This window comes from Psychrobacillus lasiicapitis (genome assembly GCF_006861795.1).
In the GTDB taxonomy this organism is placed as follows: domain Bacteria; phylum Bacillota; class Bacilli; order Bacillales_A; family Planococcaceae; genus Psychrobacillus; species Psychrobacillus lasiicapitis.
In genome coordinates, this window is sequence record NZ_VDGH01000009.1 from 70,951 (window position 1) to 97,867 (window position 26,917).

The window sequence follows — 26,917 nt, forward strand, 5'->3', positions numbered from 1 at the left end:
GTGATTTTGTTTTGACTTCTAAAAAGCAATTGTTCGTTTGGATATTGCCGTTTTTAGTCCTGATTTTGTTGTTTTTCATCGTACCATTGCTATATATGGTCATTTCAAGCTTTAGTAATGGCCATGGGTTTACGCTTGATCATTATCAAGAGGTATTAACGAGTAGTTATATTTTACAAGGATTTAAAAATAGCATTACTTTGTCTGCGGTTTCAGCAGTTATTGCACTCATTGTAACGTTGTTTGCGGTATATGCGATGATGCGTTTTTCAGAACCTGTGCGCGAACGTATTTTAATGATTTCAAATTTGACTTCGAATTTCTCGGGTATACCACTGGCGTTTGCATTTATCGTTTTATTAGGGAACAGCGGTTTGTTTACACTGTTATTCGAAAAATGGGGAATCGATTCGTTAACCTCGTTCTCTTTATATAGTTGGGGTGGATTACTGCTCGTGTATATTTACTTCCAATTACCACTTTCCCTGATGCTTTTGTATCCTATCTACTACGGAATCCAGCAGCAATGGAAGGATGCAGCCGCATTGCTAGGGGCATCGACGTTTCATTTTTGGCGTAAAATTGGTGTTCCGATTATGCTTCCAGGGATTGTTGGAACGTTTAGTGTGCTATTTGCGAATGCGATGGGAGCCTATGCATCGGCTTACGCGCTGACAGGAAGTAATTATAATCTAGTTGCTATTCGAATTGGAGCATTAATAAGCGGTGATATTTTTGCGCAGCCAGAGCTAGCAAGCGCCATTGCAGTGTTACTTGGTGTAACAATGATTATTGCAATGCTATTAAGTGAGTGGAGTATTAAGAAAACAAGGAGGAATTTGTAGTGAAAAAGAAAGGCTTTGTAGATCTATTCTTTGTCTTCCTTCTTTTATATTTATTCCTCCCGATTTTAGCGACGATGTTTTATGCATTTGCAACTAATTGGAACAAAACAGTGTTACCAGAAGGACTAACATTTAAATGGATTGCTACATTGTTTCAGGATAGTCGTTTTATCGAGGCATTTGGACGATCCGTATTACTTTCTGGAGGAGCGGTGCTACTTGCTTTGCTTTTCATCGTTCCAGCAATTTTTGTTATCGTGCTTTATTTTCCAAAGTATGAGAAATGGATTCAAGCTGCAGTTGTGATGGTATATGCATTTCCAGGAGTAATACTAGCAGTGGGATTGATCCGCGCGTATGCGCATATTGGAGTCCCGATGATAGCAGCGGTTTTAGGAGCATATGTGATCAGTATTTTACCTTATATTTATCAAGGAACGCGCAATAGTCTCCGCAACGTGAATGCAAGACAGTTATTGGATGCTGCTGAGTTGTCGGGTGCATCGAAAGCACAAGCTTTTTCAAAAGTGTTACTGCCAGCTGTGTACCCAGGACTGTTTGCTGGCGCGTTATTATCATTTTCCGTGTTATTCGGTGAATTTGTTTTGATCAACCTAGTAGTTGGTTCTCGATTTGAAACGGTTCAAATCTACTTGATGAAAAAGTTGAGTACGAGCGGCCATATTGCAAGTAGTGTTGTGTTTGTTTACTTAGTACTGATGGGTATTTTAACGTTTATCATATCCATGTTAACGAAACGATCAAAAGGGGCACAAAAAGTATGAGTTATGTTGTAATAGAAGGTCTTCATAAAACGTATGGCACAAATGCTGTGTTAGCTAATATTGATATGACGATTGAGGAAGGAGAGTTTGTTACATTACTCGGTCCGAGTGGTTGCGGGAAAAGTACCATCTTACGTATTATTGCTGGTTTGACGGACCCGACTTCTGGGGTGGTGAAAATCGAAGGAAAAAATATGAGCAACATCCAACCGAAAAATCGTGAAGTAGGAATGGTGTTTCAGTCCTATGCATTATTTCCGAATATGACGGTAAAAGAAAACGTCGCATTCGGCCTGAAAATGAAAAAAATGAACGAGAGTGAAATAGAGCAAAAAGTAAAAGATGCGTTAGCAATAGTGCATTTATCGGACAAAGAGCATGCATTTCCACATGAATTATCCGGAGGACAGCAGCAACGAGTGGCACTTGCAAGAGCTTTGATTGTACGACCGAAAGTATTGCTGCTAGATGAACCACTAAGTGCATTAGATGCGCAAATTCGTAAAAAGCTTCAAGCAGATTTACGCTCGATTCAAACAGAGCTTGGTATGACAATGGTTTTAGTTACGCACGACCAAGAAGAAGCAATGGCAGTTTCAGATAAAATATTCGTCATGAATAAAGGGATAATCGCTCAAGAAGGAACTCCAACAGAGATTTATACGAAGCCAGAAAGTGAATTCGTAGCAAATTTCATTGGGCATTATAACGTATTTACACGTGAAGAATTGGAGCAAATGATTGGTAAAAAATTATCCGGTGAACGAGAGAAGTTTGCCATTCGTCCAGAAGCGATTCATCTAAAAGCAAGCGAGGGAGACTATCGTTTCAAGGGGACTGCAAAAGAAGCTATGATGAGCGGAAATGTCATTCGTACTGTTTTCCAAGTAGGGGATCGATCTTTTGCTGTAGAGCAATTACATGAAAGACAAGCTTCGTTAGTGCTTGGCAATGCGTATGAATGCTATGTGTCACAAGAAGATGTAGTGGCGTTATTATGACCTTTTCCAAATTAGAACGTTTTGAACATATTTTAAGTAAGCTAGAGTTCGAACGAAAAATTGTTGTCTCCGTTATTGCGGAAGAGTTGAATGTTGCACCAGAAACGATTCGTCGAGATTTTGATGAGCTAGAGGAACAGCATTTGTTAACAAGAGTACATGGTGGTGCAGTAAAGTTCATTAACTTAAGAAAAGAGCCAGAGTATTTACGAAAGATAAATATGCAAAAAGAAGCAAAAAGAGAAATTGCGCGAGTTGCAGCCACCCGGATTAAAGACGGGGATACCATTGCGGTAGATGTTGGGACGACTACTGTCCATATTGCGGATTTTCTTGTGGAAGTGAATAATGTAACGGTCGTGACAAATTCTATTTCTGCTGCGGTTAGATTCAATATGGCATTAGAAGAAAAAAGAATGACAGGGAAAGTGATTTTGCTTGGCGGAACAACAAATCCAGAACAATCTTCTGTTTCTGGTGCGATGACATTAGAATGGCTAAGTCGTATGAATTTGGATAAAGCATTTTTGTCATGCGGAGGGATTGACGATGGAATCGTGTATGACTACGATTTGGATGAATCGCTTGTTTCTGCAAAAATGCTGGAAAATAGTTACTACCGCATATTATTAGCGGATACCACAAAGATCAATCAAAAATCCTTTTATACGATCTGTAATTTACATGAAATTTCGGAAGTGATCTGTGAAGAAGCACGTCCGTCTACGTGGACGGCTTTTGAAGGAAAATGGACAGTGGCCAATGGAGGTAAGTGCAAATGAAAATAGATTATCATGTACATTTAGAGGAAGGTCCATACTCATTTCGTTGGTTGGACCGAACTTCTCAGGCAATTAATGCTTTTCACTTGCCACATGGATTGGAAAAAGGCTCAAAGGAATATATAAACTGGCAAATAAATGCGTTGAAAAATAGATTAGATAAAGGCTGTTACAGTGAAGAGTGGTTGGATTATTATTTAATTCAAGCAAAGCAGCTCGGATTAAGAGAAGTTGGCATGGTGGATCATTTGTATCGTTTCAAGGAGACGAAAGCTTATTTTGAAAAAAATATGGTACTCGATGAGTCAGATTTAGGAAAGGTACAACGATATTGGCTGGATAGTGTAATGACGGAAACGATGAATGATTTCGTAGAAAACATTTTGCAAGCAAAAGAGAAATGGCGAAGCGAAGGCGTAGAGTTAAAGTTAGGCATCGAAGCGGATTACTTTGTTGGATATGAAAGGGAACTTAAGGAACTGCTTCGCGGATATCCATGGGATTACATAATTGGTTCCGTTCATTTTGTAGATGGGTGGGGATTCGATAATCCGCAAACTGTCGATAAGTTTGAAGGAATAGACTTGAAAACATTGTATGAACGTTTTTTTACAACAGTGGAAAAAGCAATTCGCTCGGAATTATTTGATTTTGTAGCGCATCTAGATAATTTGAAGGTGTTCAATTTTAAAGTTGATAATATGGATTTTGTGAATTGGTATAAACGCATTGCGGAAGCACTTGTGGAAAAGGGAACTGCTACGGAAGTGAATGCTGGTCTCTATTATCGTTATCCAGTGAAGGAAATGTGTCCTGGACCTGATTTTGTGAAAGTTTTAGTAGACCATGGTGTAGAGTTTACAGTGTCTTCCGATTCTCATTATCCCGATGATTTAGGGAAATTCACGGAAATGAATGCAGCTATGCTAAAAAACTTAGGAATACAAAAGCTGGTTGGATTTGAACAGCGGGTAAAAAAATATCATTCATTATAAAAAACATGACCTCTTCCGGAGAAAAGGAAGAGGTCAATTTTATCCCGCATTAACGGGCAGTAAGACTCCCACTTCAAGATTGAAGAAAAGCAAAAAGATAAGTGGGAGATCAACTGCCGGCATGCGCCCGATGTAATGATCCCAGACTAAGTACGCAACATCGTGTTGCTCCTGCGCAAAGCTCGTCGCAAAATAAAAGAGCGTTTGCAACGTCTGTGTGACCCTCATCGTGTGGGACACAACTAACAATCAGTGGGGATGACGGGGACTAAAAGTGCGACGTCCATGTCGCAACGTCCCCACTAGCACTTCCTGTGCGTCGAAAAACCTCCACTGATGGAAGTTTCACTTTATAGGTGTATTGGTTTTTTAGCTCGAATATCTCCAAGAAAGAACTTTCCGTATGGAATTATTTTTTGAATAACAATGGAAATAAGAATAGGAACCGCCAAACCTAAAGTCGTAAATCCTATTAATCCATATTGGAAGTAGTCGTTCATAATAATATCTGTAAAAATATGCAAATACATTATAGCGATCGAATGTTTTTCCACTTTAGCCAACCACTCTAATGGTAGAATGGTTGTCAGCCTTTGGAAAATACCAAGAATGACAATAATAAAAGCTATTGGGATTACTAAATCGAGTACCAAATGGTCATAGCGTAAAAACTTCATACTAAGATGATAATCGATTATTCCTACATAATCTGATACAACTGCACCAACTACTACTAATAGAGCACCTAGTAACCAGTGAAGCTTGATATTCATCCAAATAGATTTAGCATAATATCCAAGGGAAAAATAGACGATTGCCATTAACACTACATCTAAATTCCATAGCATGGGAATTGATTGAGCTGCTTCAGCTGGACCTCCACTAATAACATGCATAGCAAAAATACTTTCTAAATGGGCTACTAAATAGAAGATTACAAGTAGCATGACTTGTTTTATACGACTTAAGTATTTAGTCATCCACATGAATAGTAAGTATGTAAAAAACAATGTTGTAATAAACCAAAAGACTCCATAAGCACCTCTTGCAAAACGTCCTGCAATAACTAACTTCCATAGATCTTGCAAGTACCAGGATAATTCAAAGTTTCCTAATGCTAGTTCCATGCTATAGCGAACAGCTGTAATAATAAATAGGAAGAATAGATAAGGTACCATTAGCTGCATAAATCTTTTCTTAATCGTTCCTTTAGTGTTTTGATCATCTTTTATTTCTTTAAAAAATATGCCACTTAATAAGAAAAAAGCTGGCATATGAAACCAGTAAATATATTTGATGAATGGAAAATTTAGTTCTCCAGGATAATGACCGATTACTACAAGAATCATCAAGAATCCTTTCGTTACATCCACCCATGTTAATCTTTTTTGCGTCATAAAACTTCCTCCAGAGCATTATTCTAAGTTGTATTTAACCTATATTAAGTGAATATAAACCTAGAGTATGTTTCAATTCAATTACATTTTGATTAAATTGTCTTTTTAAGAGAAAAAGAATGCTAAAAAAATGGTTAAATATACTAAGCAGCACTAAATTATTCAAACTTATATAAAATTAAGCAAAGATTTTAAATCAGAATTAGTTGCGAGTCTTAATAACTATGAAACTATTTGTGAAAACCTGGCAATTTAATTAGGCAAATTAACTGATAAAATATTATAAGGAGGATTTGATATATAAAAAAAGGGTATAATTGAAATAAGTAAGTTAGGAAAATGGCGAGAGGAGGTTTTTTTATGATAGAAAATTTTCAATACGAAAAAGAAATCTTTGGAGGCTTGCCTCATAATATAATCCAATTCAGCTTCTCTTTTCAGGACAACACTTTCAAGGGGCATTATAAAGATGGAGAAATTAATTGGTTTCATCCAAAACCGGAGCGACTTGTAGAGGATGTACTTCCTCATGAAATAGAGGAAGCAGTACTAAAGAAAATAGAACAAGAGCTAGGGATTTTTATTATGATGGACAATTTTCAAATTGAAAGAATTTTCGAGGGCTTGCCCCATGAGGTTATTCAATTTAGTTTCAATATGAATGATAGTATATACAAAGGTCACTTTAAAGATGGGGAAATTAGCTGGTTTCATCCAAAACCAGGCCATCTTAAAGAGGAAATCCTTTCAGATGAAGTAGAAGCAGCAGTATTAAAAAAACTAGGACCATATATATCGTAAAGACAGCCGATGTGCTGTCTTTATTTTTGATTAGGAAACTATAGAAGATCTAGACATGTGAATAACTATTTCCAAGTAGCATAAGGAATAGCATGTTTCTATTTTAATCGTGATATTGGGAAACTGCGTCGTAAAGAGATACGTCAAAGGCAATTGATTTTCGCTCCAGGCGAACGCTTACCGCGGGGCGGGCGGTGAGCCTCCTCGTCGCACGCTCCGGCGGGGTCTCACCTGTCCCGCTGATCCCGCAGGTGTCGCCGCCTTGCGCTTCAATCAATAGAACTTTCTGACTAATCCATAATTAAAGGCAAAAAAGTTATTTAATTTATTTACAACTGTCGAGCAGTTTCATATTTAGAATCATTTTATGTACAGCATAAATTAGAGGAAAGGTTGCTATTAGCCATTCAAGCAATGGCAGCTCCCAATAACAATCGCTAGATAGTATATCTTATTCAACTAATCAAAGGTTTTCACCAATAGACAATGCAACGTAATACTAAATTTAGTGTCTCATTGAAGTAAATAACAAACTCTATTGGATTGAAGCCGTGCCCGCGGAAAGCGTCCACCCTGTAGCGAAAATTCTAGTGGTTATCTACTAAAATTTCTTACTTCACAGTTTCCCAATTATGGCGTTATTCTTTTAAGCATAGCAGCTGTACCCATGAGCTAAATTGGACCGCAGTCATTGATTTAGCACTTTTGTACCTATTATTGCATTATTAAATAGACATATTTGTCAACTGTTACTATAATAAAAAATAGTGATTGAAATTTGTTTTCAGATATACATATACGAGTAGATAATCTGTAAAGATGAAAAGTAACATTACCTTCCCCCGCTTGCTTATTTTAGGCAGGCTTCTTCTAAATCCACTAAATTTATCAAAAAGAACTTTTAATTTTCAAAAGCACTAGTTGCTGCATACCATTGAAAGAGAATTTAGCACAATGCAAAAGGCATTAACTCAAAGAAAAATGCAAAATTGTTAAATTCTCTGAATAGTTATTTAACAGGTAAACTATAAGAATACCACTGTTTCAGTGCGTTCTAATTTATAGGGTCTTTTTGTTGTATAAATTATTATTTATTAACCTAGACTTACCTCTGAAAGACGCTTCCTATTTTAGGAATTATTAATCGTGCTTTTCATGCGAAAAGGAGAACTTTCAGGTTATCAAAAATATATGAATATTAGCAGAAAATACTGATTTCAGTCTACTAGATGAACTAAAAAATGAGATAAAACGATCTCATTTTACGATTGGAGGAAATGCCGTGCACTTGTTACCACGCGAACAAGAGAAACTATTAATCGTCGTTGCAGCAGATTTAGCAAGACGTCGAAAAGAAAGAGGTTTAAAGCTCAATCATCCAGAAGCAGTATCACTCATTACGTACGAAATATTAGAGGGTGCTCGTGATGGTAAAACGGTAGCTGAACTAATGGCGTATGGTGCTACTATTTTATCGGCAGAAGATGTGATGGACGGTGTTCCAGAAATGATCGACGATGTTCAAGTAGAAGCCACATTCCCAGATGGTGTAAAGCTTGTAACCGTACATTCGCCAATTCGTTAAAAAGGAGGGTTCCGACATGATACCTGGAGAATACATTTTAAAAGAAGAAGATATTATTTGTAATGAAGGGAAAGAGACGAAAATTATCTCTGTCGTTAATAATGGGGACCGTCCTATTCAAGTGGGCTCGCATTTCCACTTTTTTGAAATTAATTCTTGGATCGAATTTGACCGAGAAGCGGCATTTGGTTTTCGTTTGAATATCCCAGCAGGTTCGGCTGTTCGCTTTGAACCCGGCGATCCGAAAGAAATAGAACTTGTAGCTTTCGGTGGAGAAAGACGCGTTTATGGATTGAACAATAAAACTGAAGGATCATTAGATCGGGGGTAATACGATGAGTTTCAAAATGTCAAGACAACAGTACGCTTCCATGTACGGTCCGACAACCGGTGATGCTGTACGTCTAGCGGATACTGATCTTTTTATCGAAATTGAAAAAGATTATACGACTTATGGTGAAGAAGTTGTATTCGGTGGAGGAAAAGTAATTCGTGATGGAATGGGGAGTCATCCGCTTGCAACACGTGATGAGAATATTCCCGATGTAGTTATTACGAATGTTATTGTTTTAGACTATACAGGAATTTACAAAGCGGATGTAGCGATTCGTGATGGTAAAATTGTTGCGATAGGGAAAGCGGGCAATCCATTATTAATGGATAATGTAGATATCGTCATTGGTGCATCTACAGAAATAATTGCTGGTGAACATAAAATTTTGACAGCTGGCGGTATTGATACACATGTGCATTTCATCAACCCGGCACAAATTGAGACAGCACTCACAGCTGGACTTACGACATTAATCGGAGGCGGCACTGGTCCTGCTGAAGGTTCAAAAGCAACGACGGTAACTCCAGGAGAGTGGCATATGCATCGTATGCTGGAAGCTGCAGAAGATATGCCAATCAATGTTGGCTTTTTAGGAAAAGGTCATGCGGCTGCCGAAGAACCACTTGCTGAGCAGATTCGTGCAGGAGCAATTGGCTTAAAAGTACATGAAGACTGGGGCGCAACTTACTCTTCTATCGACATGTCGTTAAAAGTTGCAGACGAATACGATGTGCAAGTAGCGATTCATACAGATACACTAAACGAAGGTGGATTTGTTGAAAATACAGTCTCCGCTTTCAAGGATCGTGTTATTCATACGTTTCATACAGAAGGAGCGGGTGGTGGACATGCACCTGATATTATTAAAGTAGCGAGTCAGATGAATGTACTACCGGCATCTACTAACCCAACACTTCCTTTTACTGTAAATACAATAGATGAGCATTTAGATATGCTCATGGTTTGTCATCATTTAAGCCCTGATATTCCAGAGGATGTAGCTTTTGCAGATTCACGTATTCGTGCGGAAACAATAGCTGCTGAAGATATTCTACAAGATTTGGGAGTATTTAGTATAACTAGTTCCGACTCTCAAGCAATGGGACGTATCGGAGAGGTACTGATTCGTACATGGCAAACAGCGGACAAAATGAAAAAGCAACGCGGAAAGTTTGAAAATGATAAAGGAATCGGCGACAACAATCGTGTAAAGAGATACGTTGCAAAATATACGATCAATCCTGCAATCGCACACGGAATTTCCGACTATGTAGGATCAATTGAAGTAGGGAAATTTGCAGATTTAGTTCTATGGGAGCCTAGATTTTTTGGCGTAAAACCAAGCATGATTCTTAAAGGTGGAATTGCGGTACAAAGCTTAATGGGAGATGCAAACGCGTCTATTCCAACTCCACAACCGATTCTTTATCGACCTATGTACGGAACGATGGGGAAAGCGAAATATAAAGCATCGATTACATTTGTTTCGACAGCTGCATATGAAGCGGGTGTACACGAAAAACTTGGCTTACAAAAAACAGTTCTTCCTGTACATGGTATTCGTAATTTAACGAAAAAAGATATGAAACTAAATGGAGAAACGCCTGAAATTGACGTTGATCCAGAAACATATGAAGTACGTGTAAATGGAGAGCTTCTAACTTGTGACCCAGTGGACACTGTTCCAATGGGACAACGATATTTCTTATTCTGAGGTGACGAAATGATAATTGAAGAAGTAGTAACACATGTTGATCAAATAGATCCAAAGGTTTTGGAAAGTACACATAAAGAAAAAGTATATTTGGAAAGTAGCGACCTTGTAAAACGTATTCAAAGAGTTAAAACGGACCATGGGAAAGAAATCGGAATTCGCTTAAAGGAAGCAAAGGATTTGCAGGCTGGTGACGTACTGTATATGGATGAGAAAAATATGATCATCATTGAGGTTTTTCCGGATGACTTACTCATTATCTCGCCGCGTAGCATGCATGAAATGGGAACAATCGCCCATCAACTAGGGAATAGACATTTGCCTGCGCAGTTTGAAAAAGACCAAATGCTCGTTCAGTATGATTATTTGGTAGAAGAGTTACTAGAGCAGCTTGAAATTCCTTATGTGCGTGAAAAGCGAAAAGTGAGACAAGCCTTCCGCCATATCGGGCATAGTCATGACTAATTATTTGTTGTCTTTGTTTCAATTATGCGATTCCAATTTGCCAACCGGAGGATTTAGTCATTCGTTTGGCTTGGAAACGTACATTCAAGAAAATAAAGTACATGATAAAACGAGTTTTTCCAAATGGCTTAAAATGTACTTAAACGAGCAGTTGGTCTATTCAGATGGGCTTGCCAGTAGGCTTATTTACGAAGCGCTAGCGGTGGAAGACTATGAGAAAATATGGCGATTGGATCGGCTTATTACTGTTCAAAACCTACCTCGTGAAACGCGGGAAGGCACGAACAAAATGGGTGAGAGAATGTTGACACTAGGCTTAGATTTATATCCAAGCCCTCTCTTACAAACATATAGACAACGTGTAACAGAAGGTGTGTCATTTGCACATCCTGCTATTGTATTCTCCATCATCGCTTTTCAGTTGGATGTCCCGCAAAGGTTGGGGATTTCAGCGTTTCTTTATTCCTCCATTTCAGGATTAGTTCAAAATGCAGTTAGAGGCATACCACTAGGTCAAACGGCCGGACAACAATTATTAAGAGAGTTTCAAACATATATCGAGGAAGCCGTTGATAAGATTGCGCTTCTCGACGAAGGTGATTTTGGTGCTGTGGCGCCAGGATTAGAAATATCCCAGATGAAACATGAGCGCGTGAATATACGCATATTCATGTCTTAATGAAAGGAAGATTATTTATATATGGAACCAATTAAAATAGGAATAGGTGGACCAGTAGGTGCTGGGAAAACAATGTTAGTAGAAAAATTAACTCGTCATATGGCAGATGAAATCAGCATGGCTGCTATTACAAATGATATTTATACAAAAGAAGATGCTAAATTTCTAATGAATAATGGGGTTTTACCAGAGGACCGTATTATCGGAGTGGAAACAGGAGGGTGTCCACATACTGCAATCCGTGAGGACACGTCGATGAACTCTGCTGCAATTGAAGATTTGAAAAAGCGTCACCCTGATCTAGATTTGATCTTTGTTGAAAGTGGTGGAGATAACTTAGCAGCGACATTTAGTCCAGAGCTTGTCGACTTCTCTATTTATATTATTGATGTTGCGCAAGGGGAGAAAATCCCACGTAAAGGTGGACAAGGGATGATTAAATCTGATTTGTTCATTATCAATAAAACTGACCTTGCTCCATATGTAGGTGCAAACTTAGATGTGATGGCTTCGGATACAAGAGTGTTTCGTGGAAATAAACCGTTCATCTTTACAAATCTAAAAGATAATACTGGATTAGAGGAAGTAATGGATTGGATTCGTAAAAATGTGTTACTTGCAGGATTGAAGTAAGATGGAAAATTGGACGGGGATCCTACAACTTGTGATGGAGAAAAAGAAAGAAAAAACCGTCACAAAAACGGTGTACTTCCAAGGTGCGTTAAAAGTGCTTCGCCCAAATTACTTGGATAATACAGGACAGGCTTGCTTTTTTATCGTGAATCCTGGTGGTGGTTATGTCGGCGGGGACCGTTATCGAATAGAAGTGCTCCTTGAAGAACAGGCAGAGTTAATATTAACAACTCAATCTGCCACTAAAGTGTATCGAACACCGACAGCACCAGTACTACAGGAAACGGAATTTATATTAAAAAAAGGGAGCGTCCTCGAATATATTCCGGATCCACTTATTGCTTATCGGGATGCAAGGTACGATCAAAATACTGTAATAAGAATGGAAAAAGGATCTACACTTCTATATACGGATATATTAACGCCCGGCTGGTCTCCAGATGGTAAATGGTTTAAATATGATCTACTAAGATTAAAAAATGAAATTTACTTAGATGACCAGTTAATCGCCTTTGATCATTTAAAGCTACAACCTGATGATTCGCAAGTAGAAGATATTGGATTTATGGAAAGTTACACACATTTAGGTTCGATGATTGTAGTTGATGAGAGATGTACGACTGGATTTTTAAATCAGTTGTATGAGGAGCTGGAAAGTTACATTCCTACTTGTAAAATAGGCATGTCCATGCTCCACGAATCGGGATTTACGATTAGAGTTCTTGCTTCTTCTACACAACAAATTGAAGAGATACTTGCTGTTTGTACTTCATTTATACGACATGAATGGTTTGCGAAAAAACCTTTGTCATTAAGAAAATATTAGATTACTATAAAAGTCCGATAAAGGGAGTTACCGCTCCTTATTATCGGTCTTTTTGCATTTCGTTTGTATTAATCGTGCTTTTTGGGAAAAGATAGAACGGATTATACAAATTAGGAGTGAATGGATTATGTTGCAGCTTAAAACAGATTTAGAAGGAAAGCAAGCTTATTTTGGACAAGTGCGAAACAGCATTCAAGGTTTGGGATATAGTATTGGAGGAAACTGGGATTATCACAAAGGAAGCTTTGATAATGTCTTATGGCGCGAAGCAGGAGAGACAATCTATTTAAGACTACCATTCGAGGTGCTTGAAGGCGACTTAGATCATCAAGAAGCATATATAAGATTTCAAACTCCTTATGTGATAAAGCATGTAGTGAATGCTGGCTTAGATCGGGATGAAAATTCATTATTAACTTCTACAGGGTTCAATCAGTTCCAGGATCCTCTCGATAAAGACGGTAAAATTGAAGATAAAAATAGATGGATGCATGCTGGAGAACGGGCTGTAGAACAAATTGTACGTCTAGTGCACTAAAGAAAGTAAAATCATTTCGCCATTTCGCGAAGTGATTTTTTTATATTCAAAGGCAGTCTACTTACATTCCTTCTGCTATTTCTTTATAATAGAAGCAAATAGACAAGTATTTGAAAGGATAGCGACCGATGATATACGAGCAAATAATTAATTCGGAGCAAGAAACAGAGAAACTTGCGTACCAGCTTGCTGATAAGCTAGAGCCTAGTGATGTGCTCACTTTAGAGGGAGATTTAGGAGCCGGTAAGACAACTTTTACAAAAAGTATAGCGAAGGGTCTAGGAATTACAAGAACTGTCAATAGCCCTACATTTACGATATTAAAGCAATATGAAGGTCGTGTTCCTTTGAATCACCTCGATGTTTATCGTCTAGCGGACAGTGATGAGGATTTAGGATGGGACGAATTGTTTTACGGAGATGCAGTGAGCATTATCGAATGGGCTCATTTGATAAAAGAAGACTTGCCACCGGAGCGTTTGGCGATACAAATACAAAGGTTGGAAGATGATAAGCGAAAATTTACATTTACTCCAATTGGACAAAGATATGAACGATTATGTGAGGAGCTTTTTGAATGATTTGGTTAGGAATAGATACATCCCATACACCACTTGCGGTAGCTGTCGTGGAGGATGACCGAGTACTTGCTTCGTACCAGTCATCCCTTAAAATTACGCATTCTATTGGAGCGATGCCTGCAATTGAAGCGTTATTAAAAAAAGCAGACATAAAGCCAGGCGAAATTGATGCAATTGCTGTTGCGATAGGACCGGGTTCCTATACAGGTGTGCGAATCGGAGTAACGATAGGAAAAACTCTTGCTTGGACATTGAAGAAACCGATTTTTTCCGTGTCGAGTTTGCAAGTGTTAGCTAGTAATGCACCGTACTTCCCTGGAATTGTGTGTGCCATAATGGATGCTAGACGTGGCAATGTATTCGCTGGTATTTATACGAACGGGGAAGTTGTGAAAGAAGCCCATATGCCACTTGTAGAATTATTAAAAACAGTGGATGAAATGGGACAGCCGGTTTTATTTGTTGGAATGGATGTAAGTATCCATTGGGAGCAGATTAAAGAAGTACTTGGAGATCGAGTTGAGCGCGCGAGTGCAGCATTCTCTTTACCAAATGCCGCTGTCTTAGTTGAGCTTGCCAAAAAACTACAACCAACAGAAGTACATACGACTGTGCCTGAGTACTTGCGCATAACAGAGGCGGAAGCAAACTGGATGAAAGAGCAGAAGAAAAATGATAACAAATGAAATAATTACGTATCGAAAAATGACATTGGACGATATCGATCAAATACTTTTAATAGAAGAAGAAGCTTTTGCGACACCATGGACAAGAGAAGCATTTGAACATGAAATGACGACGAATTTGTATTCGCATTATATTATAGCAGAGACGGAAACAAAAGAAATCGTTGGATACTGTGGTATGTGGATTGTCATGGATGAAAGTCATATTACAAATGTAGCAGTCTCGGAGCGTATGCGCGGGAAGAAAATTGGAGAGGGCTTAATGCGCGAAGCAATTCGTGTAGTACTCGAGCAAGACGTTGTACTAATGACACTAGAAGTGCGTGTGACAAACGATATCGCCAAAAATCTATATTACAAGCTAGGTTTCCAAGATGGCGGTATACGAAAAAATTATTATACAGATACACAAGAGGATGCTCTTGTCATGTGGGTGGAGTTTAAATGATAAAAGATCAATATATATTAGGAATAGAAACAAGTTGTGATGAAACGGCGGCATCCATTGTGAAAAACGGTCAAGAAATCATTTCAAATGTTGTCGCTTCGCAAATCGAAAGTCATAAACGTTTCGGAGGAGTAGTACCAGAAATTGCTTCAAGACATCATGTCGAGCAAATAACGATGGTCATCGAAGAAGCGCTGAAGCAAGCTAATATGTTACCTGAAGATTTGGATGCAGTAGCAGTAACAGAAGGTCCAGGTTTAGTAGGTGCACTTTTGATAGGTATAAACGCTGCAAAAGCATTTGCCTTTGCTAACAGCCTTCCACTAGTAGGTGTCCACCATATTGCTGGTCATATATATGCAAACGCACTTGTTCAACCGATGGAGTTTCCGCTTTTAGCATTAGTCGTGTCGGGTGGTCATACAGAATTAGTATTGATGAAAGAAGACGGTCAGTTCGAACTAATTGGGGAAACAAGAGACGATGCAGCTGGTGAAGCGTATGATAAGGTAGCGCGAGTATTAAACTTGCCTTATCCGGGTGGTCCACATATTGACCGACTTGCAAGTGAAAGTGACAGTGCGGTGCCTTTCCCAAGAGCATGGTTAGAAGAAGGGTCTTATGACTTTAGCTTTAGTGGATTAAAGTCCGCAGTAATCAATTACCAACATAATGCAGAGCAACGCGGAGAAGAGATTAATCCTAATCATCTAGCAGCGGGCTTTCAAGAAAGTGTGGTTGAAGTGCTGACGGCAAAAACATTAAGAGCAGCCCGAGAATTTAAGGTGAAACAAGTAATTGCTGCAGGTGGAGTGGCTGCGAACAAAGGACTTCGCAAATCTCTGGAAGAAACGTTTGCAAAAGAAAACATACCATTCTATGTACCTCCAATTTCATTGTGCACGGATAATGCAGCTATGATTGCTGCTGCAGGAAATTCTAAGTTTTCTGCTGGAAAGACAAGTGATATGTCGATGAATGGTCGTCCCGGTATGGAATTAAATAGTTGGAAATAAACGAAATCCTCTTTTCTTCGACAAGAAAAGGGGATTTTTTAACAGGTATTATTCAACTTGTCAATAGAGAACATTCGTACTTATGCACAGTTTGGGGACAACTTGTGCATAAGTTTGGTATTTTCTATATATTGTGTCTCATTTACACACAATTATGTGGAAAAGTAACTTTGAAATCTGTGGATAATGTGTATAAGTCTGTTGATATGTTGGTGTTACTAGTTTTTTCTTGTGAATAAAATTGTGGAAAATGAGTTCGAGAAAAAAAGTACTTGACCAACATATATAGACAAAATACGACAAGTGATTTTACAGTAAATGGTTGACCGTGACAAATGAGGAGACAAACGAAAGAAAAAAATAGTTGTATGCGACAAACTTGCGGGGGACACGACAAATGATCAGCCGAACGTAAAAAAGCCGACAAATCGCCACTACCCATACAAAAAAAGAGACTCCCTTTATAGGAATCCCTTAGTTTGAAGCTATTTCTTCTAATAGTTCTTGTAACTCTAGCCATTCATTCGACAATTCATCCTGTTTCTCTTTCCAACCATCTAACTCTACTTGTAATTGTTGCACTGCTTCATGGTCTTGGAATATAGCTGGATCGCAAAGCTTTTCTTCAATAGAAGCAATCTCCAAATCCACTGTTGGAATTTGTGCTTCTAGCTCTTCTAGTTGTCGACGTAATTGACGTTCTTTCTTCTTAGCTTCTTTATCGATGGTGGAAGTATTCGCCTTCACAACAACTGTTTTCTCAACAACAGCGTTTTCTTGTGCAAGCTCTTCTAGTTCTTCTTTCTTTTCTAGGTAATAATCATAATCTCCTAAGTAAAGGGTCGCTTGATCACTAGATAGCTCAATCACTTTTGTAGCTATTCGATTAATAAAGTATCGATCATGTGATACAAAAATAATCGTTCCTGGGAAATCGAGCAATGCATTTTCAAGTACCTCTTTGCTATCTAAATCCAAATGGTTGGTCGGCTCATCGAGTACAAGTGTATTTGCTTTTAATAGCATTAATTTTGCTAGTGCAAGTCTTGCTTTTTCTCCGCCGGATAAGGTAGCAATCGTTTTTTGGACATCATCCCCGCTAAAGAGGAAGCGTCCCAATACGTTGCGTACATCTTTTTCATTCATCAGCGGCCATTCATCCCATAGTTCTTGCAATGCGGATTTATTGCCCGTAAGTGCTGCTTGTTCTTGATCATAATAACCAAATTGGACGTTTGTCCCATATTGAATTTTGCCGGCATTATGATCTAATTGCTTCATCAGTGTTTTTAGTAGGGTGGATTTTCCAACACCATTTGGTCCAACGAGTGCAATTCGATCTTGCTTGTAAACGGAAAAAGAGATATTTGAGGAGACGGTTTTGTTTGGATAACCAACAGAAACTTCCTCTAATCGCAAGACATCATTCCCACTTGGACGGTCGATTGTAAATCCAAAATTAGCCGATTTTTCGTCGCCATCCGGAGCATCCATCCAGTCTGTTTTTTCAAGAACTTTACGTCTCGATTGTGCCATTTTTGTCGTAGAAGCACGTGCTAGATTTTTACTCACAAAATCTTCTAATTTCGCTTTTTCTTCCTGTTGTTTCTCGTATTTCTTTTTGTCGAGCTCATAGTTTTTCGCTTTTTCATCTAAATAAGCACTATAATTTCCAACGTATCTAGTTACATTATGACGAGAAACCTCATAAACAAAGTTAACGACTTGATCTAAAAAGTATCGATCATGCGAAACGATTAAGATGGCGCCGTTGTAATTTTTTAAATAGTTTTCTAAAAAGCTAAGTGTTTGTATATCTAAATGGTTCGTTGGCTCATCTAGGATAAGCAGGTCAGGCTTGCTAAGTAACATTTTGGCTAGCGCCAGTCTCGTTTTTTGCCCACCAGATAATGCTTGTACCGGTTTATCATAGTCTTCTGGGAAGAACTGCATACCATGTAGTATGGAACGGATATCTGATTCGAATCGGTAACCCCCAGCTTCATTGAAAGCGAGCTGTAATTCATCATAGGCTGCAGTTACACGAGCATAGGCTTCTGGATCCTCATATACGGAAGGATCAGCCATCTGCGCCTCTAGTGAACGAAGCTCTTTTTCGGAGTCGATCAAATGACTGAAAATAGATTTCATCTCATCCCAGATAGAGAGCTTTGATTCGAGCCCGGCATGTTGCTCTAAATAGCCTAAGCGAACAGTCTTGGGCATAATTATATCGCCGGAATCATAGGACATTTCTCCAGCTATTATTTTAAGTAAAGTAGACTTTCCTGCACCATTTCGGCCGACAAGTGCGACACGATCTCGGTCTTGAACTTCCAACTTTACATTTGTTAATATATCTTCACCATTAAAGGATTTAGTTACTTGATTGACTTGTAAAACAATCACGATAATTCGCACCTCAATTCTATCCTAAGTGTAATGGATAGGGGCGAGCGTTGCAACGCCCTAGCTTTACAATAAGGGAAATGTCTAGTAATATAAAAACGATTTGTAACAATGAAATAGGAGGGTTTTTCATGAGACCTGAACTTCCAAAAATTCCTCAAGCAACAACGAAAAGACTTCCGTTATATTATAGATTTCTACAAAGCTTTCATAATGCAGGGCATAAACGTGTTTCTTCCCAAGAGCTAAGTGAAGCTATGAAAATAGATTCTGCTACAATTCGAAGAGACTTCTCGCATTTCGGTGCACTCGGCAAAAAAGGATATGGCTACGATGTTCCGACGCTTCTAGAATTTTTCCGAAAAACACTCGATCAAGACGAAGCGGCACATGTAGCGTTAATAGGTGTCGGTAGCTTAGGAACTGCATTCCTTAAATATAATTTTCAGAAAAATCATAATACAAAAATTGTCGTTGCGTTTGACACGAAAGCACCAGTAGAAGGAATGATGAAAAGTGAAATTCCTGTTTTTCATCCAAGCGTGATGGAAACGAAGCTTGCCGAGTATGGAATTGAGTTAGTGATATGTACTGTTCCAAGTCGCTCTGCACAGGAAGTTGCAGACCGTTTGGCGAAAACTAAAATAAAAGGGATTTTAAACTTTACACCAGTGAGATTAACTGTCCCTGATACAATTCGCGTACATACGATTGATTTGTCTGTTGAGGTACAAACACTAATTTATTTAATACGAAATGAGCATATTGAAGATTAAGAGAAAAGCCTTCCAGCTGATGGAAGGCTTTTTGTATGGGAAAAGGAGTGTGTGAATAATACCATTTGAGCAAAAGAGTGCGGTATCCACGCAATGAAAGGTCCTTCGAGCAATACAAAGGATTATGCAAGCGTAAAGAGAGAGAAAACGAGCAATCCGAAGCAATATACGCGCAATGAAGTGTCATTCATACCACAAAGAAAAGGAGCTCAGACACCTATCTAAGCTCCTTTTTTTATGGCATGTTTGAATATGTTTCTAGAAACTTTTTGATCTCTTCGCCGTAAAACTGAACAAGTACCACAAATCCATTTAGTAACATATGAGAAATAATCGAAGCCAGAATACGTTTTGTCTTGTAATAAATAAAGGCGAATATAAAGCCAGACACGGCATATAGTAGGATGTGCGTAAACTCAAAGTGTATGATGGCGAAAGCAATTGCACTCACAAGCGCCGCTACAAAAAAGTTTGTTTTAGGCAATAAAGAACCGAAAATGATCCGGCGGAAAATAATCTCCTCTAATATAGGTGCAAAAATAACGATTGAGAAAATGGCAAGAGGGACGCTATGCGCAATCTCTATAAATTGCTCCGTATTTGCGGAACCTGGTTCAACTCCAAGCTTGATCTCCAAATTCGCTGCAAACATTTGACCTAAAAACACAAGAAAAAAACCAAGTATGCCAAAGCCGATTGTTCCTACTAGATTTGCTTGCTGCCCTTTTAATGGGCGGAGAAACGTATTATCTTTGCGAATAATGTACAGGGTGAAGAAGGTGGCAATTCCCATACTTATGAATAACCACAAGCCGTAAGTAGTGAGCTCTGACTCTTGCACGTTCATAGCCTGAATTAATTTATAAAGGAGGGGTATAAAAACTATTCCTGAAAGTTGCATAACACAGTAGATGATTAAAACATATAATCCGGTTTTTTGTTGTTTCATGTGAAATGATTCCTTTCTATATTAACAATCTTCTTTTATTGTAAAGGAAACAAGAGATAAAGTGAAACTTCCTACTAGGGGGGCTCCTCTTATCCTTTATTAATATCATCGAAATCTGAAGGGGGGTATTGATTTACCGTTAAGGAGGGATTAAAGAAAAAATTAGCCTTCTTACTTGCAAAATGTTCTGTTATTAATTATTATTATAAGTGTGTTAGCACTCAAAGAGTAAGAGTGCTAATAATATAAAATTCGACAAATTTAGGGAGGTTGTTTCACTTGTTAAGACCATTAGGTGATCGTATCGTAATCGAATTAATCGAAGTAGAAGAAAAAACAGCATTCGGCATCGTTCTTCCAGACTCTGCTAAAGAGAAACCACAGGAAGGGAAAGTTGTTGCTGTAAGTTCTGGACGAGTACTTGATAACGGCACTCGCGTAGAATTGGACGTAAAAGAAGGAGACCGCATTATCTTCTCTAAATATGCAGGTACAGAAGTAAAATATGAAGGCACTGAATATTTAATATTACGCGAAAGCGATGTTCTAGCAGTAATCGGCTAAATATAAAAACGGGGTTAGAGATGGCTCTGGCTCAATACTGGGTAAAAAAGCTTATACTTTCTTATTTAAAAAAAAGAGATAAAATTTGGGAGGTACTTAAATCATGGCTAAAGAAATTAAGTTCAGTGAAGACGCTCGTAGTGCAATGCTACGTGGGGTAGATAAACTTGCAGATGCTGTAAAAGTAACGCTTGGACCAAAAGGACGTAATGTCGTTCTTGAAAAAAAATTCGGTTCACCACTTATTACAAATGATGGTGTAACAATTGCTAAAGATATCGAATTAGATGATGCATTCGAAAACATGGGTGCAAAATTAGTTGCAGAAGTTGCTTCTAAAACAAACGATATCGCAGGTGATGGAACGACAACTGCTACTGTTTTAGCTCAATCTATGATTCGTGAAGGATTGAAAAACGTAACAGCTGGAGCAAACCCAGTGGGAATTCGTAAAGGTATCGACCTTGCTGTTGCTGCAGCGGTTACAGAGTTAAAAGCAATTTCTAAACAAATCGAAGGCAAAGAGTCTATCGCACAAGTTGCAGCAATCTCTTCTGGAGATTCTGAAGTTGGCGAATTAATTGCAGAAGCTATGGAACGCGTTGGAAACGACGGAGTTATTACAATTGAAGAATCTAAAGGATTTACTACTGAGCTTGATGTAGTAGAAGGTATGCAATTCGACCGTGGATACGCATCTCCTTATATGGTAACAGACTCAGATAAAATGGAAGCAATTTTGGATAATCCATATATCTTAATTACAGATAAAAAAATCTCTAGCATTCAAGAAATCCTTCCAGTGCTTGAGCAAGTTGTACAACAAGGGAAACCACTTTTACTAATCGCTGAAGACGTAGAAGGAGAAGCATTAGCTACTCTAGTTGTAAACAAATTACGCGGAACATTTAATGCTGTAGCAGTTAAAGCTCCAGGATTCGGTGACCGTCGTAAAGCAATGCTAGAAGATATCGCAATCCTAACTGGCGCTGAAGTAATTACAGAAGATTTAGGACTAGATTTAAAATCTACTGACATTACACAACTTGGACGTGCTTCTAAAGTAGTTGTAACAAAAGACAACACGACAGTTGTAGAAGGTAACGGAGAATCTGATCGCATCGCTAGCCGTGTAGGTCAAATCCGTGCGCAATTAGAAGAGACAACTTCTGAATTCGACAAAGAAAAACTACAAGAGCGCCTAGCTAAACTTGCTGGTGGTGTTGCAGTAGTAAAAGTCGGAGCAGCAACAGAAACAGAACTAAAAGAACGCAAACTTCGTATTGAAGATGCACTAAACGCAACTCGCGCAGCTGTAGAAGAAGGTATCGTATCTGGTGGTGGTACTGCGCTAGTAAACGTATACAACAAAGTGGCTGAAGTTGCAGAAGCACAAGAAGGCGACGTAGCAACTGGTCTGAAAATTGTACTTCGTGCACTTGAAGAGCCAGTTCGTCAAATTGCAAACAACGCTGGTTTAGAAGGTTCAATCGTAGTAGACCGTCTAAAACGCGAAGAAATCGGTACAGGTTTCAACGCAGCAAACGGCGAATGGGTTAACATGATCGACGCTGGTATCGTAGACCCAACAAAAGTAACTCGTTCAGCACTTCAAAACGCTGCATCTGTAGCTGCATTGTTCTTAACGACAGAAGCAGTAGTAGCAGATATCCCAGAACCAGCAGCTGGTGGAATGGGTATGCCTGATATGGGTGGCATGGGCGGCATGATGTAATAAGCCGGCTGAACCCTTGATATGTATGGGTTAGTATGTAAGGTGAGTGTGAAATGCTAACATTTTGCTCACATTGAGGTTAATTTAGAGGCTTCTCATGAGTTGTGAAAACTTTTGGGAAGCTTCTTTTTTCATTTCTTTTGTAAAGTGGAGGTAGATCTTCTTGGTGATTTGATTATCCAAATGACCAAGTCTATCCATTATTTGTTCAAGTGATGTATGTGTATGTTGTAAAGAGTGTGGGGTTAATTCAATATTTAAATTTTCCATTGTTAGCAGTCTTGCATTCTCAGTTATACCATTTTGATAACAATCGGATTTTAGATAGGCAAACTCAGTAGGATCTTTCAACTCTGATGCTTTCCGAAAAATCATTCTTCCAGTTCGATGAATTCCCTCCCTTGTACTATCAGAATATCCTCTTTCTTTTAGTTGGTTTAGAGCATCTTGATATCCCTTTCTCGTGATGTCTTTCAATTTCAGTTGTGCAAAGTAGGGCAACAACTTATTGATTTCGAGAAGATGGACTTGGATTGTTCCAGGTTTCACATCTTTTGCTTCGCTATAGATAACGATTAGTTGAAGAGTGTTGTTTAACTCGTGTTCAACAATCGGGCGCTATTGTCTAGTAACCCTCTCTTATATCCATAGCAACGATCTTTGAGAAAACGGCCAAATTAAAAAAGCTTCTATCTTTTATTACTTAGTAATTAAAGGTAGAAGCTTTTTTGTTTAGTTCTTATGACGATAAAGTATTCTTAAAATGCATCTCTCAGCCACTTTTAGAAGGGACGGCGTACTTAGCCAAACTTGACCCAAAAATTATGTTGACGAATAAGCCTTTATCCTCTAATTAAAATTACAGCAAGATGTGGAAAGTCTTCATGCTCTTTTGATGTTATCTTAAATTAACAGTAATAAAAAAATCATAAACTGGAGGCTAATATAATTAAGTATTAACTAGCATTCTGAATCAATTGGATGTTTTTTTATTGGTACGTAAAGATGATATGAGGAATCAAGCTGATGAACGTTCTCAAAAGCTTGAATCATTTCGATGTTGGATTCCTCTTCTTCTAGTTTGGAAATCTTTAAAAACCTTGCAAAGTCAGTAGTAAGAACATCCCCTATGTCAAGGATGTCACCAAAATATTTAAACTTAGCACAAAATATTGAAGGTACATCATCGGTAAAGTAATAAGGTTTGTTAATCTGGATATCGTATGGAATCCCGAATAAAACATTAAATCGTGTTGAATTCGGCTGACAATTTGAGTAAATGACATAGCAAGGACCGTTAATAGTTTGATTAATATTATCTAAAAGCATTTTAGAATGCGTTCGTATTTTTAATTTATAATTTTCAGTTGCTAAATCAACTTCAAATGCAATCCCACAAATTCGTAGAGCATTAAATTCTTCTAGGGTAAAATCGGTTACTATATCGCCATTTATGTTTTTAATCTGTTTCTTTACAACTAAAGGAATCGGTGATAGATTGATCTTCGCCATATTTTCTTTCAGTTTGCTAGGAGCTATCCCATATTGTCTTTTGAAGGCGCGAGTGAAAGAGGATGGGGTTCCAAAGTTAAGCCGATATGCAACGTCTGTTAAGGATAACTTCTTGTTTTGAATTAGACTAACGGACGTATTTAATCTTCTGGAAAGTAAGTAGTTGTTAAATGAGTAACCAGTCATTGCGGAAAAAAGTCTATGAAAATAGAATTTCGAAATATTGAAGTGATTTGATACAGATTCTAATGATAAAGATTCTTCTATATTATCCTCAATATATACTAGTGCATTTTCAACTAATTCATAATGTTCCACGACACCACTTCTTTCTATATTTCTTAAGTTTAGTATATGAAATTTAAAAAGTAATAATTCGCTTTATCAAGGAGGATAACGTATGGACAAAAAGTTTGAAATGAGGGAAGATAACTTGAAAATAGCCAGAAGGAATTTCAAAAAAGTTGCAGGCTTATTTGCAATTTTGGCAGGGGTTTTATACACAGTCATTCAATTCATCCACCCACCTGAAATTTTAACTTCTGTTACTTCAAGTTCCTGGAAGATAGTTGCATGTTTAAGCATCGCTATGTCCCTTTCCTTTATTATAGGGATTATTGGAATTTACATGAAACAACTTGAAGAGGTAGGCTGGATTGGTTTAATAGGATTTATAATATTTAATCTGTTTTGGTTAATTTCATTGACTTTTAGTTTCATTGAAGCATTTGTTTATCCGCTGATTATAAACGAGGCACCGAGGTTTGTAGAAGGTATGTTAGGACTATTTGGCGAGAACAAGAGTGAGGTTGATCTAGGTGTTTTTACTATATTGGCCCCTATTGCTGGAGTACTGTATATGCTTGGCGGCTTATTTCTAGGGATTGCGACATTTCGTGCTAAAGTCTTTCCACGCTTTGCGGGTATATTACTTTCGCTTGCTGCTGTAGTTACTTTGGCTACTGCAATTATTCCTCACCCTTATGATCGAATATTAGCATTACCGATGGGAGTAGTTTTCATTTGGCTTGGGTATCTACTTTGGTCTGACACAAACAACGTATTGAAGAAATTTATCAATAGCTTATAAGAATTTACCTAGTAACATAAATATAAAAGATAAAGCCTTGATTTCTCGCTTTGGAACACATCGTTCAATATATTACACACTTTCACCTTATGGGCGGAATGATGTAATCATACATTCCCATACAAAAAACGAAGCTTCCCAAAAGTTCAATGGACTTGTGGGAAGTTTTTTGTTTCAGTTTTTTATTTTTTGTTCATTTCTCACAAAACGTTAGACGAAATGAACAAACCCTGCTATAATTTTGTAGTGCCTTCGGAGCGGTTTAAACCATCTTTTTCGGTGCATACTTAGATTAGTAAATATTTATCAAGAAGGGAAATCGTATCATGAGTAACTACAACGCAGTAACAGCAAAAAATACAGAAAATGCCCCAAACGGTAACGGTCTATATTCACAAACTGTAGCATTCTCTCATTACAACAATCTTTCAGCACAATTACCTATCGAACCACAAACGGGTAAATTGGTAGCTGGTGGTATAAAAGAGCAAGCTGAACAATGCTTTAAAAATATTAAGGCAATTGTAGACAGCATCGATCACGTTATGAGCGATATTGTTAGAATCACAGTATTCGTTAAAGATATCAAAGATGTTGACGCTGTAGACGAAGTTTATAAAACATTCTTCCCAACGTATGTTCCTTCACGAACAACAGTTGCAGTTGCAGCTTTACCTATGGATGCTTTAGTACAAATTGAAGCACTTGTTTCACACGGTGAAGGTACAATTCCAAACGCCCCACAAGCAGGCGACCTCATCAAACTTACAAATAATACGGCAAATGCACCAACAAGCCCACTATCTACACAAACCGTGTCTTTCTCTCATTACAATAACCTTTCAGCTCAATTACCTATCGATCCAAAAACTGGTAGATTAGTAACTGGTGGTGTAAAAGAGCAAGCTGGACAGTGCTTGAAAAATATCAAGGCAATTTTAGAAAGTATCGACGTTCCTTTTGACGATATTGTTAAAATTAACATCTTCCTTAAAGATCTTTCCGATACTGAAGCTGTAAATGAAGTTTATTCAACATTCTTCCCGGATTCAGCTATTGCTAGAGCTGTAGCCTATGTCCCTGCACGTACAGTAGTTGCAGCTGCGGCTTTACCTATGGATGCTTTAGTACAAATTGAGGCAGTGGTTTCCCACGGAGACGGTACACCTCCACAAGCTATTGAAGACAGACATGGAATTGTTATATGGGCAAACAACACTGAAAATGCACCAAAGAATTCTCTATCTACACAAACTGTAGCATTCTCTCATTACAATCACCTTTCTGCACAATTACCTTTGGATCCAAAAACTGGTGAAATGGTAGCTGGTGGTGTAAAAGAGCAAGCTGAACAGTGCTTGAAAAACATTAAGGCGATTGTAGAAAGTATTGACCATGTTATGGATGATGTGGTTAAAGTAAATATCTTCGTTAAAAATATTGAGGATATGGATGCTGTAGATGAAGCTTACAAAACATTCTTCCCAGGTGGTGTACCTGCACGAAGAACAGTTGGCGTATCAGCTTTACCTCAAGATGCTTTAATCCAAATCGATGCAATTGTATCAAACGCTGAAGGAACACCTCCAAAAGCATAATTAGCATTTGTTTGTAAATACAGGAACAATTAGAGGCTATCTCAATTAAATTGAGATAGCCTTTTTCTTTATCAGCATAATAGAGAAGCATCAAGATTTTAACCGATTATGGCGGAAATCTTGATGCTTTTTTATCTCGCTTTAACGGTAAGTCTCCCACTTTAAGATTTAAG

At 38.1% G+C, this 26,917-nt stretch carries 28 protein-coding genes; 23 read left to right on the forward strand and 5 right to left on the reverse strand.

Going from position 1 to position 26,917, the window contains the following annotated elements; genetic code table 11:
• The first annotated feature begins 11 nt into the window (after positions 1 to 11).
• Genes FG382_RS15390 through FG382_RS15410 form a run of 5 tightly spaced genes read left to right on the forward strand, consistent with a single transcriptional unit; the run spans position 12 to position 4,408 of the window.
• The gene (locus FG382_RS15390; protein WP_142539778.1) at positions 12 to 845 is read left to right on the forward strand and encodes an ABC transporter permease; all 834 of its coding nucleotides are present in this window, start codon (positions 12 to 14) and stop codon (positions 843 to 845) included.
• On the forward strand, positions 845 to 1,630 hold the full coding sequence (locus FG382_RS15395) for an ABC transporter permease (RefSeq protein WP_142539779.1): 786 nt from the start codon (positions 845 to 847) through the stop codon (positions 1,628 to 1,630). Before FG382_RS15390 ends, FG382_RS15395 begins: the two co-directional genes overlap by 1 nt.
• A complete protein-coding gene (locus FG382_RS15400) occupies positions 1,627 to 2,631 on the forward strand; it encodes an ABC transporter ATP-binding protein (RefSeq protein WP_142539780.1) in 1,005 nt (334 codons plus the stop codon). The genes FG382_RS15395 and FG382_RS15400 overlap by 4 nt, the downstream gene beginning before the upstream one ends.
• Positions 2,628 to 3,413, forward strand: coding sequence for a DeoR/GlpR family DNA-binding transcription regulator (locus tag FG382_RS15405; RefSeq protein WP_142539781.1), 786 nt, complete (start codon positions 2,628 to 2,630; stop codon positions 3,411 to 3,413). Before FG382_RS15400 ends, FG382_RS15405 begins: the two co-directional genes overlap by 4 nt.
• Positions 3,410 to 4,408, forward strand: coding sequence for a histidinol phosphate phosphatase domain-containing protein (locus FG382_RS15410; RefSeq protein WP_142539782.1), 999 nt, complete (start codon positions 3,410 to 3,412; stop codon positions 4,406 to 4,408). Before FG382_RS15405 ends, FG382_RS15410 begins: the two co-directional genes overlap by 4 nt.
• A gap of 350 nt (positions 4,409 to 4,758) precedes the next feature.
• On the opposite strand, the gene FG382_RS15415 is transcribed toward FG382_RS15410, so the two are convergent.
• Positions 4,759 to 5,805: an acyltransferase family protein gene (locus FG382_RS15415; RefSeq protein WP_142539783.1), complete on the reverse strand. Its 1,047-nt coding sequence runs from the start codon at positions 5,803 to 5,805 to the stop codon at positions 4,759 to 4,761.
• A gap of 360 nt (positions 5,806 to 6,165) precedes the next feature.
• Between FG382_RS15415 and FG382_RS15420 the strand changes: the two genes are divergently transcribed.
• The 13 genes from FG382_RS15420 (at position 6,166) to tsaD (ending at position 16,111) form a co-directional block, all read left to right on the forward strand.
• The gene (locus tag FG382_RS15420; RefSeq protein ID WP_142539784.1) at positions 6,166 to 6,606 is read left to right on the forward strand and encodes a hypothetical protein; all 441 of its coding nucleotides are present in this window, start codon (positions 6,166 to 6,168) and stop codon (positions 6,604 to 6,606) included.
• 1,282 nt (positions 6,607 to 7,888) lie between these two features.
• Positions 7,889 to 8,191, forward strand: a complete 303-nt coding sequence (locus FG382_RS15425; RefSeq protein ID WP_142539785.1) for an urease subunit gamma — start codon at positions 7,889 to 7,891, stop codon at positions 8,189 to 8,191.
• Positions 8,192 to 8,207: 16 nt separating this feature from the next.
• A complete protein-coding gene (locus tag FG382_RS15430) occupies positions 8,208 to 8,522 on the forward strand; it encodes an urease subunit beta (protein WP_142539786.1) in 315 nt (104 codons plus the stop codon).
• A 4-nt stretch (positions 8,523 to 8,526) separates the two neighbouring features.
• Complete coding sequence (gene ureC, locus FG382_RS15435) at positions 8,527 to 10,239, forward strand: urease subunit alpha (RefSeq protein WP_142539787.1); 1,713 nt, start codon at positions 8,527 to 8,529, stop codon at positions 10,237 to 10,239.
• Between the two features lie 9 nt (positions 10,240 to 10,248).
• A complete protein-coding gene (ureE, locus tag FG382_RS15440; protein ID WP_142539788.1) occupies positions 10,249 to 10,704 on the forward strand; it encodes an urease accessory protein UreE in 456 nt (151 codons plus the stop codon).
• A complete protein-coding gene (locus FG382_RS15445) occupies positions 10,697 to 11,383 on the forward strand; it encodes an urease accessory protein UreF (protein ID WP_142539789.1) in 687 nt (228 codons plus the stop codon). The genes ureE and FG382_RS15445 overlap by 8 nt, the downstream gene beginning before the upstream one ends.
• A 21-nt stretch (positions 11,384 to 11,404) precedes the next feature.
• A complete protein-coding gene (gene ureG / locus FG382_RS15450; protein WP_142539790.1) occupies positions 11,405 to 12,016 on the forward strand; it encodes an urease accessory protein UreG in 612 nt (203 codons plus the stop codon).
• Position 12,017: 1 nt separating this feature from the next.
• Complete coding sequence (locus tag FG382_RS15455) at positions 12,018 to 12,842, forward strand: urease accessory protein UreD (RefSeq protein ID WP_142539791.1); 825 nt, start codon at positions 12,018 to 12,020, stop codon at positions 12,840 to 12,842.
• 127 nt (positions 12,843 to 12,969) lie between these two features.
• Positions 12,970 to 13,380: a YugN family protein gene (locus FG382_RS15460; RefSeq protein ID WP_142539792.1), complete on the forward strand. Its 411-nt coding sequence runs from the start codon at positions 12,970 to 12,972 to the stop codon at positions 13,378 to 13,380.
• A gap of 128 nt (positions 13,381 to 13,508) precedes the next feature.
• Complete coding sequence (gene tsaE, locus FG382_RS15465; RefSeq protein ID WP_142539793.1) at positions 13,509 to 13,961, forward strand: tRNA (adenosine(37)-N6)-threonylcarbamoyltransferase complex ATPase subunit type 1 TsaE; 453 nt, start codon at positions 13,509 to 13,511, stop codon at positions 13,959 to 13,961.
• A complete protein-coding gene (gene tsaB / locus FG382_RS15470; protein WP_142539794.1) occupies positions 13,958 to 14,647 on the forward strand; it encodes a tRNA (adenosine(37)-N6)-threonylcarbamoyltransferase complex dimerization subunit type 1 TsaB in 690 nt (229 codons plus the stop codon). Before tsaE ends, tsaB begins: the two co-directional genes overlap by 4 nt.
• A complete protein-coding gene (gene rimI, locus FG382_RS15475; protein ID WP_188713347.1) occupies positions 14,634 to 15,095 on the forward strand; it encodes a ribosomal protein S18-alanine N-acetyltransferase in 462 nt (153 codons plus the stop codon). Before tsaB ends, rimI begins: the two co-directional genes overlap by 14 nt.
• A complete protein-coding gene (tsaD, locus tag FG382_RS15480) occupies positions 15,092 to 16,111 on the forward strand; it encodes a tRNA (adenosine(37)-N6)-threonylcarbamoyltransferase complex transferase subunit TsaD (protein WP_142539795.1) in 1,020 nt (339 codons plus the stop codon). Before rimI ends, tsaD begins: the two co-directional genes overlap by 4 nt.
• A 474-nt stretch (positions 16,112 to 16,585) precedes the next feature.
• Here the strand turns inward: tsaD and FG382_RS15485 are convergent, their stop codons facing one another.
• Entirely contained in the window at positions 16,586 to 18,520 is a 1,935-nt protein-coding gene (locus FG382_RS15485; protein ID WP_142539796.1) for an ABC-F family ATP-binding cassette domain-containing protein, read from the reverse strand.
• 131 nt (positions 18,521 to 18,651) lie between these two features.
• On the opposite strand from FG382_RS15485, the gene FG382_RS15490 reads away from it, so the two are divergent.
• The gene (locus tag FG382_RS15490; protein ID WP_142539797.1) at positions 18,652 to 19,296 is read left to right on the forward strand and encodes a redox-sensing transcriptional repressor Rex; all 645 of its coding nucleotides are present in this window, start codon (positions 18,652 to 18,654) and stop codon (positions 19,294 to 19,296) included.
• Positions 19,297 to 19,531: 235 nt separating this feature from the next.
• Here FG382_RS15490 and FG382_RS15495 read toward each other — a convergent pair whose 3' ends face one another.
• Positions 19,532 to 20,245 carry a CPBP family intramembrane glutamic endopeptidase gene (locus FG382_RS15495; RefSeq protein ID WP_142539798.1) on the reverse strand — a complete coding sequence of 238 codons (714 nt, stop codon included), beginning with the start codon at positions 20,243 to 20,245 and terminating at the stop codon, positions 19,532 to 19,534.
• Between the two features lie 279 nt (positions 20,246 to 20,524).
• Here FG382_RS15495 and groES point away from each other — a divergent pair, with 279 nt between their 5' ends.
• Together groES and groL are read left to right on the forward strand one after the other, a co-directional pair.
• Positions 20,525 to 20,809 carry a co-chaperone GroES gene (groES, locus tag FG382_RS15500; RefSeq protein ID WP_093274211.1) on the forward strand — a complete coding sequence of 95 codons (285 nt, stop codon included), beginning with the start codon at positions 20,525 to 20,527 and terminating at the stop codon, positions 20,807 to 20,809.
• A 103-nt stretch (positions 20,810 to 20,912) separates the two neighbouring features.
• A complete protein-coding gene (gene groL, locus FG382_RS15505) occupies positions 20,913 to 22,544 on the forward strand; it encodes a chaperonin GroEL (protein WP_142539799.1) in 1,632 nt (543 codons plus the stop codon).
• 84 nt (positions 22,545 to 22,628) lie between these two features.
• Here the strand turns inward: groL and FG382_RS15510 are convergent, their stop codons facing one another.
• Together FG382_RS15510 and FG382_RS15515 are read right to left on the reverse strand one after the other, a co-directional pair.
• On the reverse strand, positions 22,629 to 23,093 hold the full coding sequence (locus FG382_RS15510) for a tyrosine-type recombinase/integrase (RefSeq protein ID WP_229677421.1): 465 nt from the start codon (positions 23,091 to 23,093) through the stop codon (positions 22,629 to 22,631).
• Positions 23,094 to 23,504: 411 nt separating this feature from the next.
• The gene (locus FG382_RS15515) at positions 23,505 to 24,374 is read right to left on the reverse strand and encodes a helix-turn-helix transcriptional regulator (protein ID WP_142539801.1); all 870 of its coding nucleotides are present in this window, start codon (positions 24,372 to 24,374) and stop codon (positions 23,505 to 23,507) included.
• A gap of 82 nt (positions 24,375 to 24,456) precedes the next feature.
• Between FG382_RS15515 and FG382_RS15520 the strand changes: the two genes are divergently transcribed.
• Together FG382_RS15520 and FG382_RS15525 are read left to right on the forward strand one after the other, a co-directional pair.
• The gene (locus tag FG382_RS15520; protein WP_142539802.1) at positions 24,457 to 25,146 is read left to right on the forward strand and encodes a hypothetical protein; all 690 of its coding nucleotides are present in this window, start codon (positions 24,457 to 24,459) and stop codon (positions 25,144 to 25,146) included.
• Positions 25,147 to 25,472: 326 nt separating this feature from the next.
• A complete protein-coding gene (locus tag FG382_RS15525) occupies positions 25,473 to 26,744 on the forward strand; it encodes a RidA family protein (RefSeq protein WP_142539803.1) in 1,272 nt (423 codons plus the stop codon).
• Positions 26,745 to 26,917: the final 173 nt, after the last annotated feature.

What these genes read in the sequence shown, in the direction of transcription:
- FG382_RS15400 (WP_142539780.1), top strand. Translation starts at nt 1,627, where the DNA reads ATGAGTTATGTTGTAATAGAAGGTCTTCATAAAACGTATGGCACAAAT.
- FG382_RS15405 (WP_142539781.1), top strand. Translation starts at nt 2,628, where the DNA reads ATGACCTTTTCCAAATTAGAACGTTTTGAACATATTTTAAGTAAGCTA.
- FG382_RS15410 (WP_142539782.1), top strand. Translation starts at nt 3,410, where the DNA reads ATGAAAATAGATTATCATGTACATTTAGAGGAAGGTCCATACTCATTT.
- FG382_RS15415 (WP_142539783.1), bottom strand. Translation starts at nt 5,805, where the DNA reads ATGACGCAAAAAAGATTAACATGGGTGGATGTAACGAAAGGATTCTTG.
- FG382_RS15420 (WP_142539784.1), top strand. Translation starts at nt 6,166, where the DNA reads ATGATAGAAAATTTTCAATACGAAAAAGAAATCTTTGGAGGCTTGCCT.
- FG382_RS15430 (WP_142539786.1), top strand. Translation starts at nt 8,208, where the DNA reads ATGATACCTGGAGAATACATTTTAAAAGAAGAAGATATTATTTGTAAT.
- ureC (WP_142539787.1), top strand. Translation starts at nt 8,527, where the DNA reads ATGAGTTTCAAAATGTCAAGACAACAGTACGCTTCCATGTACGGTCCG.
- ureE (WP_142539788.1), top strand. Translation starts at nt 10,249, where the DNA reads ATGATAATTGAAGAAGTAGTAACACATGTTGATCAAATAGATCCAAAG.
- FG382_RS15445 (WP_142539789.1), top strand. Translation starts at nt 10,697, where the DNA reads ATGACTAATTATTTGTTGTCTTTGTTTCAATTATGCGATTCCAATTTG.
- ureG (WP_142539790.1), top strand. Translation starts at nt 11,405, where the DNA reads ATGGAACCAATTAAAATAGGAATAGGTGGACCAGTAGGTGCTGGGAAA.
- FG382_RS15455 (WP_142539791.1), top strand. Translation starts at nt 12,018, where the DNA reads ATGGAAAATTGGACGGGGATCCTACAACTTGTGATGGAGAAAAAGAAA.
- FG382_RS15460 (WP_142539792.1), top strand. Translation starts at nt 12,970, where the DNA reads ATGTTGCAGCTTAAAACAGATTTAGAAGGAAAGCAAGCTTATTTTGGA.
- tsaE (WP_142539793.1), top strand. Translation starts at nt 13,509, where the DNA reads ATGATATACGAGCAAATAATTAATTCGGAGCAAGAAACAGAGAAACTT.
- tsaB (WP_142539794.1), top strand. Translation starts at nt 13,958, where the DNA reads ATGATTTGGTTAGGAATAGATACATCCCATACACCACTTGCGGTAGCT.
- rimI (WP_188713347.1), top strand. Translation starts at nt 14,634, where the DNA reads ATGATAACAAATGAAATAATTACGTATCGAAAAATGACATTGGACGAT.
- tsaD (WP_142539795.1), top strand. Translation starts at nt 15,092, where the DNA reads ATGATAAAAGATCAATATATATTAGGAATAGAAACAAGTTGTGATGAA.
- FG382_RS15490 (WP_142539797.1), top strand. Translation starts at nt 18,652, where the DNA reads ATGAGACCTGAACTTCCAAAAATTCCTCAAGCAACAACGAAAAGACTT.
- FG382_RS15495 (WP_142539798.1), bottom strand. Translation starts at nt 20,245, where the DNA reads ATGAAACAACAAAAAACCGGATTATATGTTTTAATCATCTACTGTGTT.
- groL (WP_142539799.1), top strand. Translation starts at nt 20,913, where the DNA reads ATGGCTAAAGAAATTAAGTTCAGTGAAGACGCTCGTAGTGCAATGCTA.
- FG382_RS15520 (WP_142539802.1), top strand. Translation starts at nt 24,457, where the DNA reads ATGGACAAAAAGTTTGAAATGAGGGAAGATAACTTGAAAATAGCCAGA.
- FG382_RS15525 (WP_142539803.1), top strand. Translation starts at nt 25,473, where the DNA reads ATGAGTAACTACAACGCAGTAACAGCAAAAAATACAGAAAATGCCCCA.